Here is a 10,674-nt window from a genome sequence, read left to right as displayed (position 1 = left end):
GCTCGGCGTGAGGCCCTGGCGGTGTGGGTGAACCACTACAACTACCATCGGCCTCATACCTCCTGCGGAGACGCTCCTCCGGCCTCGTTGGCACCGGCCCGAGTCAACAACGTCATGCCCTCCTACAACTAGGCTGGCAGAGCCCCGTCAGGACCCCGCCCCTCCGGAAGGACCGCGCCCCCATGGCCCAGCGCTTCTACGACACCCGCACCGCGCAGATCCGGGACTTCGAGCCCCTCGTGCCCGGCGAGGCGTCGGTGTACTACTGCGGGGCCACGGTGCAGGGCATGCCGCACGTGGGCCACGTGCGCAGCGCGATCGTGTTCGACATCCTCATCCGCTGGCTCGAGGCCACCGGGCTGCGCGTCACCTCGGTGCGGAACGTGACGGACATCGACGACAAGATCCTCGACCGCTCGGCCGCCTCCCACGAGGCCGGCTTCGAGGCCTCGGACCTCTACCCGGCCCGCGAGCCGTGGTGGGCCCTGGCCTACCGGTTCGAGAAGGCGTTCGACGCCGCCTACCTCGCCCTCGGCGTCCGCCGTCCCACCTATGAGCCGCGCGCCACCGGCCACGTGCCCGAGATGTTCGCGCTCATCGAGCGCCTGATGGAGCGCGGCCACGCCTACCCCGCGCAGGACGGCTCGGGCGACGTCTACTTCGACGTCCGGTCCTGGGAGCGCTACGGCGAGCTCACCCGCCAGCGCGTCGAGGACATGCAGGACGCGCCCGACGCCGACCCGCGCGGCAAGCGCGACCCCCGCGACTTCGCCCTGTGGAAGGGCGCCAAGCCCGGCGAGCCCGCCACCGCCGTGTGGGAGTCGCCCTGGGGCGCCGGCCGCCCCGGATGGCACCTGGAGTGCTCGGCCATGTCCACGAAGTACCTCGGCGCCGAGTTCGACATCCACGGCGGCGGCCTGGACCTGCGGTTCCCGCACCACGAGAACGAGCTGGCCCAGTCGGCGGCCGCCGGTGACGGCTTCGCCCGCTTCTGGCTGCACAACGGGCTCGTCACCTACGGCGGCGAGAAGATGTCCAAGTCCGTGGGCAACACGATCTCCCCCGAGGAGATGCTCGGCATGGCCCGCCCGACGGCGGTGCGCTATTTCCTGGGGCAGGCCCACTACCGCTCCCAGCTCGACTACCGGCCCGGCGCCCTCGACGAGGCCGAGGCCGCCGTCGAGCGCATCGAGGGCTTCACGGCCCGCGCCCGCGCCGCCGGCGCCGTCCCGCCCGCCCCCGACGGGGCGCTCGCGGACCGCGTGCCCGCCGCCTTCCGCACCGCCATGGAGGACGACCTCAACGTGCCCCAGGCGCTCGCGGCCCTGCACGAGGCCGTGCGCGCCGGCAACTCGGCGCTGGCCGGGCAGGACCTCGACGCCGCGGCCGCCCGCCTGGCCGAGGTGGAGGCCATGACCGCGGTGCTGGGCCTGGACGACGTGCCCGAGGGCGACGACGCCGCGGCCGGCCCGGTGTCGGACGCCCTCGACTCGCTCGTCCGGTCGCAGATCGAGGCGCGGGCACAGGCCCGCGCGGACAAGGACTGGGCCACCGCGGACCGCATCCGCGACGCGTTGGCCGCGGCCGGCGTCGTGGTGGAGGACGGCGCCGACGGCGCCACATGGCGCCTGGCGGACTGACACCTAGACTGGAGGGCGATCCGGCGGCGCCCCGCGTGCCGCCGCCCCCGTCCCCGGCCCGCAGGAGTCCCGCCATGTCCACCGCCCCCCGCTCCGGCGGATCCCGCAAGCCCAAGGGCAAGAAGGGCCCCATGAAGGGCACCGGCGGCCACGGCCGCAAGGCGCTCGAGGGCCGCGGACCCACCCCCAAGGCCGAGGACCGGGTCTACCACAAGGCGCACCGCGCCAAGCAGCTGGCCGAGCGCTCGGCCGCCAAGCGCGGCCCCGTGAAGGACCAGGTCCGCGGCCGCGTGAAGCTCACGGACGAGACGGTCTCCGGTCGCAACCCCGTGCTCGAGGCGCTACGCGCGGGCATCCCGGCCAAGGCGCTGCACGTGGCCGTGCGCATCGAGATGGACGACCGCGTCAAGGAGGCCCTGCGCCTCTGCCTCGAACAGGGCGTGCCGGTCCTGGAGAACACCAAGCCGGAGCTGGACCGCCTCTCCGGCGAGGCCGTGCACCAGGGCATCGTGCTGCAGATCCCGCCCTATGAGTACGCGGACGCCACGGCCCTGGCCCTCGACGCGCTCGCGAAGCACGAGAAGGGGCACCTGCGGACCCCGCCGCTGCTGATCGCCCTCGACGGCATCACCGACCCCCGCAACCTCGGCGCCATCATCCGGGCCGGCTCCGCGTTCGACGCGGACGGCGTGATCGTGCCCGAGCGGCGCTCCGTCGGCGTGACCGCCACCGCCTGGCGCACCTCGGCCGGCGCGGCCGCGCGGGTGCCCGTGGCCCAGGCCGGCAACCTGAACACCACCCTCGTCGACCTGCACAAGGCCGGCTACTTCGTGCTGGGCCTCGACGGCGGCGGGGACGTCTCCCTGCCCGGGCTCGCCCTGGCCACGGAGCCGCTCGTGCTCGTGGTGGGGGCCGAGGGCAAGGGTCTGTCCCGCATGGTGCGGGAGCACTGCCAGCAGATCGTGTCCATCCCGATCGACTCGACGATGGAGTCCCTCAACGCCTCGATGGCGGTGGGCATCTCCCTGTACGAGATCTCGGTGCAGCGCGCCGGCGGGCGCTGACCTCCACGGCGTCCCGCCCGGGATGACGGCCGGGCGGGGACGCGGGGGTCGCACACGAAGCCCAGCGGGGCAGAGTGTCCACCGTGATGCCCATCACATGGCAGGATGTCGCGTGGACACGCCCACGTCTTGCCCGTGACGCGCGTCACCGCGCACAGTGTCTGCACTGTGTCCGACGGGCCCCCGTCGGCGAGCGCATCCCGCACCGCACCATCAGAACGAGGTCCGTCTCATGAAGCACCGCTCCCTCCCCCTCACCGCCGCCCTCGCCGTCGTCGCCCTCGGGCTCACGGCGTGCGGCGACTCCGGCTCCGGCGGCGACGGCTCCTACACCGTGGGCATCAACCAGCTCGTCTCCCACCCGGCGCTCGACGGTGCGGCCGAGGGCTTCAAGGAGGCGTTCAAGGACGCCGGTCTGGACGTGACGTTCGAGGAGCAGAACGCCCAGGGCGAGCAGGCCACCGTCACCTCCATCGCCTCCACCTTCGCCAACGACGGGGACGTGGACCTCGTGGCCGCGATCGCGACCCCCGCCGCACAGGGCACCGCCTCGGCCGTGAAGGACAAGCCGGTCGTGTTCATGGCGGTCACCGATCCCAAGGGCGCTGAGCTCGTGGCCTCGGACGAGGCCCCGGGCGGCAACGTCACCGGTGTCTCGGACCGCAACCCGGTCAAGGAGCAGCTGCAGCTGCTCAAGGACGTGAAGCCGGACGCCACGACCGTCGGCATCGTCTACAACTCCGGCGAGGCCAACTCCAAGGTCCAGGTGGACCAGGCCAAGGAGGCCGGCAAGGAGCTGGGCCTCGAGGTCAAGGAGGCCACCATCACCAACTCGTCCGAGGTCCAGCAGGGCGTGCAGTCCCTGTCCGGGGTGGACGGCATCTACGTGCCCACGGACAACGCCGTCGTCTCGGCGCTGGAGACCGTGGTGGGCTACGGCAAGGAGCAGCGCGTCCCCGTCATCTCGGCGGACATCGACTCCGTCGAGCGCGGCGCCCTGGGCACGTACGGCATCGACTACACGGCGCACGGCAAGCAGGCCGGCGAGATGGCCGTGAAGATCCTCAAGGACGGCGCGAAGCCGGCCGAGCTGCCCGTGGGCTACGCCGACCCGGCCAACCTGCAGCTCGTGCTGAACCCGCAGGCCGCCGAGGCCTACGGCGTCGAGATCCCCGCCGAGCTCAAGGACAGGGCCGACCAGCTCGTCGAGGGCTGATCCCGCGCCTGCCCGCCTCCGCGGCGGCCCGGACCACGGGGTCCGAGCCGCCGCGGAGCACGTCGACGGCCGGCCCACCCCGTCCCGCCGTCGTCCGTCCCCCCTCGCACCGCCCGAAAGGCACCCGCCCCATGCTGACCGCAGTGGAACTGGGTCTGATCTACGCCGTCGTCGCGCTCGGCGTGTACCTGACCTTCCGCATCCTCGATTTCCCCGACCTCACGGTGGACGGCTCGTTCACCACCGGCGCCGCCACGGCCGCCGTGCTCATCACGGGCGGCACGCCGGTGCCCCTGGCCATGCTCGCCGCGTTCGTGGCGGGCGCGCTCGCGGGCCTCGTCACCGGCCTGCTGCACACGAAGGGCCGGATCGACGGCCTGCTCGCCGGCATCCTCACGATGATCGCGCTCTACTCGATCAACCTGCGGATCATGGGCAAGGCCAACATCCCCCTGCTCGGCCAGGACACCCTGTTCACGTGGCTCGGCGACCTGGGACTGGCCCGGAACTGGGGCTCGATCCTCGTGCTCTTCCTCGGTGTGTTCGTGGTGAAGCTGATCCTCGACTGGTTCCTGCACACGGACCTGGGCCTCGCCCTGCAGGCGACCGGTGACAACGAGGAGATGATCCGCTCGTACGGCGTCTCCACGGACCGGATGAAGATCCTCGGCCTGATGATCTCCAACGGCCTCGTGGCCCTCGGCGGCTCCCTGCTGGCCATGTACCAGGGCTTCGCGGACATCTCCATGGGCATCGGCCTCATCCTCGTGGGCCTGGCGTCCGTGATCGTGGGCCAGGCCGTGTTCGGCCAGCGCACGGTCTTCTGGGCGACGCTCGCCGTGATCGTCGGCGCCGTGCTCTACCGCCTGATCATCCAGTTCGCCCTCAACGCGGGCCTGAGCCCGAACGACATGAAGCTGATCTCCGCGGCCCTCGTCGTCGTGGCCCTGCTGCTGCCGCGCTTCGGCTTCGCCAGGCGCCTGAGCCTGCGCACGCGAGGCACGGCCGCGACCCCGGCGCCGGCCGCCGCCGCTCCGGCCACCGCCGGCATGCCCCTGACTGGCGAGCCGGGCGGCGCCACCCCCGCCGCATCCGTCTCCGAGGAGGCCCCCCGTGCTTGAGATCTCACAGGTCTCCAAGACCTTCTTCCCGAACACCGTCAACGAGCGGCGCGCCCTGCAGGGCATCGACCTGCACCTGGCCGAGGGCGACTTCGTCACCGTGATCGGCTCCAACGGCGCCGGCAAGTCCACGATCCTGAACACGATCGCCGGCAAGCTGCTGCCGGACACCGGCACCGTGGCCGTGGGCGGCAAGGACGTCACCCGCATGCCGGACCACCGCCGCGCGGCCTCGATCGGCCGGGTGTTCCAGGACCCGACGGCGGGCACGGCCCCGAACCTCACGATCGAGGAGAACATGGCCCTGGCCTGGCGACGCGGGCACGCCCGCGGGCTCTCGCGGGGCGTCTCCCGCGCCCGGCGCGCGATGTTCCGCGACGAGCTCACGAAGCTCGAACTCGGCCTGGAGAACCGCCTCACCGCCAAGGTCGGGCTGCTCTCCGGCGGCCAGCGTCAGGCGCTGAGCCTGCTCATGGCCACGTTCTCCGGCCCGAAGATCCTGCTGCTGGACGAGCACACCGCCGCCCTGGACCCGTCCCGGGCGGAGCTGGTGACCCGCCTGACCCGGCAGGTGGTGGCCGAGCACCGGCTCACCACGCTGATGGTCACGCACAACATGTCCCAGGCCCTCGAGGTCGGCAACCGGCTGATCATGATGCACGACGGCCGGATCATCCTCGAGCTGGACGAGCAGGAGAAGGCCGGGCGCACCCCGGCGGACCTGCTGGCCGAGTTCGGCAAGATCAAGGGCGCCGTCGTGGACGACAAGACCATGCTGTCCTGAGCGCTCCGTCCGGCCTCCCCGTCCCCGGCCCGTCCCTCCGCCTCACGGCGGGCGGGCGGGCCGGCCGTTCTCACCGGCGCGGCCGCGGGGTAGCGTCGTGGCGTGAGCACCGTGAAGCCCGACACCCAGAGCGCCAACGCAGCCGATGTCCGCCTCCAGACCGTCACGGGGCGCATCCCGGTGACGGACGTGCAGCCCGTGGTGCTGGACGGCCGGTTCCCGGCGAAGGCCGTGGTCGGCGAGGACATCCCCGTCCGCGCGACCGTGTTCCGCGAGGGCCACGACTCCGTGCGCGCCACCGTCCGCCTGCTCGACCCGGCCGGCGCCGAGGTGCAGCGCGTGCAGATGCGTCCGGGCCGGCCCGGCCTGGACGAGGTCGTGGCCACGCTGCGGCCCGCCGATCCGGGCCTGCACCAGTTCGTGGTCGAGGGCTGGGACGATCCGGTGGGCACGTGGAAGCACGCGGCCACCGTCAAGATCGCCGCCGGCGTCGACGTGGAGCTGATGCTCGCCGAGGGCGCCGCCCTGTTCCGCCGGGCCGCCGAGGACGCGGAGCGCTCGGCCGAGGACCGCGCCGTGTTCGAGGAGGTCGTTCGCGGCCTCGAGGACGAGTCGCTCATCCCGGCCCAGCGCCTGGCCTCCGCCGAGTCGGCGGAGGTGTCCGCCGTCCTCCACGCCCGCCCCGTGCGGGAGCACCTCACGAGCTCCGAGCTCTACCCGCTGGACGTGCAGCGCGAGCTCGCCGGCCGCGGCGCCTGGTACGAGTTCTTCCCCCGCTCCGAGGGCGCCCGCTTCGACGAGGCCTCCGGCACGTGGTCCTCTGGCACCTTCGTGACGGCGGCCGACCGGCTCCCGGCGGTCGCCCGGATGGGCTTCCAGGTGGTCTACCTGCCGCCGATCCACCCGATCGGCACCACGCACCGCAAGGGTCCGAACAACACGCTGACGGCCGGGCCGCAGGACCCGGGCTCGCCGTGGGCGATCGGTGGGCCCGAGGGCGGGCACGACGCCGTGCACCCGGACCTGGGCACCGTCGAGGACTTCGAGGCGTTCGTGGCCGCGGCCGCGGACGAGGGCCTCGAAGTGGCCCTGGACCTGGCCCTGCAGTGCTCCCCGGACCACCCGTGGGTCGCCGCGCACCCGGAGTGGTTCACCACCCGCGTGGACGGCACCATCGCGTATGCGGAGAACCCGCCGAAGAAGTACCAGGACATCTACCCGCTGAACTTCGACAACGACCCGGGCGGCCTCGCCCAGGCGGTGCTGGACGTGGTGCGGGGCTGGGTGGCCCGCGGCGTGCACATCTTCCGCGTGGACAACCCGCACACCAAGCCCCTGTGGTTCTGGGAGTGGCTGATCGCGAAGGTCCGCGCCGAGGAGCCGCGCGTCGTGTTCCTCGCCGAGGCCTTCACCCGTCCCGCGATGATGCACGCCCTGGGCAAGGTCGGGTTCCAGCAGTCCTACGGGTACTTCACCTGGCGGAACACGGCCGAGGAGCTTGCGGAGTACCTCCAGGAGATCTCGCACGAGACGCCGGCGTTCTATCGCCCCAACCTCTTCGTCAACACGCCGGACATCCTCACGGAGTACCTGCAGCACGGCGGCCCGGGCGCGTTCCGGATCCGCGCCGTCGTCGCCGCCACGGCCAGCCCGCTGTGGGGCGTCTACGCCGGGTTCGAGCTGTTCGAGCACGTGGCCCGGCCCGGCGCGGAGGAGTACATCGACAACGAGAAGTACGAGTACCGCCCCCGGGACTGGGAGGGCGCGGAGGCCGCGGGCGCCTCGCTCGCCCCGTACCTCACCCGGCTCAATGAGATCCGCGCGGCGCACCCGGCGCTGGGCGACCTGCAGAACCTGACCCTGCACGCCTCGACGCACCCTGACCTGCTCGTGTTCTCGAAGACGCGCTCGGCCCGGCCCGAGGGTGCGCACCGGGACGCCGAGGCGGTCACCGACGCCGGTCCCGCGGAGGACACCCTGATCGTCGTCGTCACCACGAACCCGCACGACGTCGTCGAGGCGACCCTGGACCTGGACCTCGAGGCGCTGCGTCTGCGCCCCGAGGACCGCGACGCGTCCGGGGCCGTCGAGGTGGAGGACCTGCTCACCGGCCAGCGCTGGCAGTGGGGCCGCACCCCGTACGTCCGCCTGGACCCCCACGTCGAGCCCGCCCACGTCCTGCGGATCGTCCGGAACGGCTGAGCCGCTCCCGACGCCCGCCGTCCCCAGAACAGGAATCGCCATGACCCCGTCCGCCGCCCCCCGCCCCGCCGTCGCCCCGCTCGCCGTGGACCCGGAGGTGCTGGCCGCCGTCGCGCAGGGCCGGCACCACGATCCGCACACCGTGCTGGGCGCCCACCCGCATCCCGACGGCGCCGCGGTCACCTACCGCGTGCTGCGCCCGCTGGCGCGCACGGTCACGGTGGTCCGCGCCGGCGACGGGCAGCGGGTGGAGCTGACGCACGAGCACGACGGCGTGTTCGCGGGCGTGGCCCCGACGCCCCGGGTGGCCGGGGCCGCCGCGGGCGACTACCGCGTCGAGGTGGCGTACGAGACCGAGGACGGCACGACCGGCCCCGTCCAGGAGCAGGACGACGCGTACCGGCACCTGCCCACGCTCGGCGAGCTGGACCTGCACCTGATCGGGGAGGGCCGGCACGAACGGCTGTGGGAGGTGCTCGGCGCCCGCGTGGTCCGCACCTCCGCCGACGAGGCCGTCGGCACGGCCTTCGCGGTCTGGGCGCCGAACGCGCGGGCCGTGCGCGTGGTGGGCGACCACAACGGCTGGGACGGCCGGACCCACGCCATGCGGTCCCTCGGCTCCTCCGGCGTGTGGGAGCTGCTGGCGCCCGGCGTCGGTCACGGCGACCGCTACAAGTTCGAGATCCTCGGCCGGGACGGGCTCTGGCGGCAGAAGGCGGACCCGATGGCCCGCTGGACGGAGGTCCCGCCGGCCACGGCCTCGCGTGTGCTCGAGTCCGACTACGCCTTCGGGGACCGCACCTGGATGGAGCGCCGCCGTCTCACGGACCCGCACGAGCGCCCGCTGAGCATCTACGAGGTGCACCTGGGCTCGTGGCGGCCCGGGCTGGACTACCGCGAGCTGGCCGAGCAGCTCGTGGAGTACGTGCAGTGGCTCGGGTTCACGCACGTGGAGTTCCTGCCGGTCGCGGAGCATCCGTTCGGCGGGTCCTGGGGCTACCAGGTGACCGGCTACTACGCCCCCACCTCCCGGTTCGGCTCCCCGGACGAGTTCAAGCACCTGGTGGACGCGCTCCACCGGGCGGGGATCGGCGTCATCGTGGACTGGGTGCCGGCGCACTTCCCGAAGGACGAGTGGGCGCTCGCGCGCTTCGACGGGACCGCCCTGTACGAGCACCCGGACCCGCGGCGGGGCGAACATCCCGACTGGGGCACCCTCGTGTTCGACTTCGGCCGCACCGAGGTCCGCAACTTCCTCGTGGCCAACGCGCTCTACTGGCTCGGCGAGTTCCACATCGACGGGCTGCGCGTGGACGCCGTCGCCTCGATGCTCTACCTGGACTACTCGCGCGAGGACGGGCAGTGGGAGCCCAACGTGCACGGCGGCAACCACAACCTCGAGGCCATCGACTTCCTGCGCGAGGTCAACGCGACCGTGTACCGCCTGCACCCCGGCGTCCACATGATCGCGGAGGAGTCCACGGCCTTCTCCGGGGTGAGCGCTCCCGTGGACGCGGGCGGTCTCGGCTTCGGCAAGAAGTGGAACATGGGCTGGATGCACGACACCCTGGCCTACCTGTCCCAGGACCCGGTCAACCGCCGGTGGCACCACGGGCAGTGGACGTTCTCCATGGTGTACGCCTACTCGGAGAACTACGTGCTGCCGCTGTCCCACGACGAGGTCGTCCACGGCAAGGGCTCCCTGCTGGGCCGCATCCCGGGCGACCGCCGGCAGCAGCTGGCCACCCTGCGCGCCTACTACGGCTACATGTGGGCGCACCCCGGCAAGCAGCTGCTGTTCATGGGCGGGGAGTACGCGCAGCCGAGCGAGTGGTCCGAGGGCGAGGGCCTGGACTGGCCCGTCTCGTGGGACGAGGCACACCGCGGGGTCCAGCTGACGATCCGGGAGCTCAACGCGCTCTACCGCAGCAAGCCGGCGCTGTGGTCGCTGGACCACAGCCCGGAGGGATTCGCGTGGGTGGACGGCGGCGACGCCGACGGCAACACGCTCGTGTTCCTCCGCATGCCCGCTGCGCAGGTGGTGCCGGAGACACGGATCGACGACGACGGCGACGCGGTCCCGGCTGCCGAACCGGGCGGCGCCCCGCTGCTGTGCATCACCAACCTCTCGGGGTCGCCGCGTCAGGGGCTCCGGGTGGGGGTGCCGTCCGCGGGGGAGTGGACGGTGGTGCTGGACACCGACGCGATCGACTTCCACGGTGACGGCTGGCGCGAGCAGACCGGCCAATCCGAGGTGATCGCTGCCCATGAGGGCCAGTGGCAGGGCCAGCCTGCCCACGTCACGGTGAACGTGCCGGCGCTGACCACCCTGTGGCTCCAGCCGCATCCGGACTCGACGGTCACGCCCTGACGCGTGGTGCACGTCACGATCGACGGTCTCGGCGCGGGAGTGCCGAACCGAGTCGGACGGCATCGAGGAATCCGCGAGAACACGCGGAAGTCGACCGTCCGCCCGGGACTGCACGCCGGGTGTCGCCCCTGATTTTGTGTTCGGTGTGGTTCGTGTGTAGAGTTCCATCTCGTGCTCAAGACGCCGACCGGGTGACCGGGAGGCGGGGTGAAGAACACAGAATCCGCGGATTCATGCCGAGAATGGCAGGTCCAGGGCGGGTGGTGCTCACCGGGT

General features: G+C 72.5%; 8 protein-coding genes. All 8 read left to right on the top strand.

The window, feature by feature from the left end; all coding sequences use genetic code 11:
* On the top strand, positions 1 to 132 hold a 132-nt coding region (locus MF605_RS11605; RefSeq protein ID WP_237069566.1), incomplete at its 5' end, for an integrase core domain-containing protein.
* Between the two features lie 50 nt (positions 133 to 182).
* The gene (cysS, locus tag MF605_RS11600; RefSeq protein WP_041104726.1) at positions 183 to 1,640 is read left to right on the top strand and encodes a cysteine--tRNA ligase; all 1,458 of its coding nucleotides are present in this window, start codon (positions 183 to 185) and stop codon (positions 1,638 to 1,640) included.
* A 74-nt stretch (positions 1,641 to 1,714) separates the two neighbouring features.
* Positions 1,715 to 2,704 carry a 23S rRNA (guanosine(2251)-2'-O)-methyltransferase RlmB gene (gene rlmB / locus MF605_RS11595; RefSeq protein ID WP_036382443.1) on the top strand — a complete coding sequence of 330 codons (990 nt, stop codon included), beginning with the start codon at positions 1,715 to 1,717 and terminating at the stop codon, positions 2,702 to 2,704.
* A 232-nt stretch (positions 2,705 to 2,936) separates the two neighbouring features.
* Positions 2,937 to 3,920, top strand: a complete 984-nt coding sequence (locus tag MF605_RS11590) for an ABC transporter substrate-binding protein (RefSeq protein ID WP_134417095.1) — start codon at positions 2,937 to 2,939, stop codon at positions 3,918 to 3,920.
* A gap of 131 nt (positions 3,921 to 4,051) precedes the next feature.
* Positions 4,052 to 5,041: an ABC transporter permease gene (locus tag MF605_RS11585; protein WP_036382447.1), complete on the top strand. Its 990-nt coding sequence runs from the start codon at positions 4,052 to 4,054 to the stop codon at positions 5,039 to 5,041.
* Positions 5,034 to 5,825, top strand: coding sequence for an ABC transporter ATP-binding protein (locus tag MF605_RS11580; protein WP_036382449.1), 792 nt, complete (start codon positions 5,034 to 5,036; stop codon positions 5,823 to 5,825). Before MF605_RS11585 ends, MF605_RS11580 begins: the two co-directional genes overlap by 8 nt.
* A 102-nt stretch (positions 5,826 to 5,927) precedes the next feature.
* Positions 5,928 to 8,027, top strand: coding sequence for an alpha-1,4-glucan--maltose-1-phosphate maltosyltransferase (locus MF605_RS11575; protein WP_134417096.1), 2,100 nt, complete (start codon positions 5,928 to 5,930; stop codon positions 8,025 to 8,027).
* A 40-nt stretch (positions 8,028 to 8,067) separates the two neighbouring features.
* Entirely contained in the window at positions 8,068 to 10,398 is a 2,331-nt protein-coding gene (gene glgB / locus MF605_RS11570; RefSeq protein WP_134417097.1) for a 1,4-alpha-glucan branching protein GlgB, read from the top strand.
* The last annotated feature ends 276 nt before the right edge of the window (positions 10,399 to 10,674 follow it).

This window comes from Micrococcus luteus (genome assembly GCF_022664405.1).
Taxonomy (GTDB): Bacteria; Actinomycetota; Actinomycetes; order Actinomycetales; family Micrococcaceae; genus Micrococcus; species Micrococcus luteus.
Note: the sequence above shows the minus strand (reverse complement) of the source record. Positions and strands in the feature narration are given on the sequence as shown.

Coding starts and splice junctions, on each gene's coding strand:
- MF605_RS11590 (WP_134417095.1), top strand. CDS start 2,937: ATGAAGCACCGCTCCCTCCCCCTCACCGCCGCCCTCGCCGTCGTCGCC.
- glgB (WP_134417097.1), top strand. CDS start 8,068: ATGACCCCGTCCGCCGCCCCCCGCCCCGCCGTCGCCCCGCTCGCCGTG.
- MF605_RS11585 (WP_036382447.1), top strand. CDS start 4,052: ATGCTGACCGCAGTGGAACTGGGTCTGATCTACGCCGTCGTCGCGCTC.
- rlmB (WP_036382443.1), top strand. CDS start 1,715: ATGTCCACCGCCCCCCGCTCCGGCGGATCCCGCAAGCCCAAGGGCAAG.
- cysS (WP_041104726.1), top strand. CDS start 183: ATGGCCCAGCGCTTCTACGACACCCGCACCGCGCAGATCCGGGACTTC.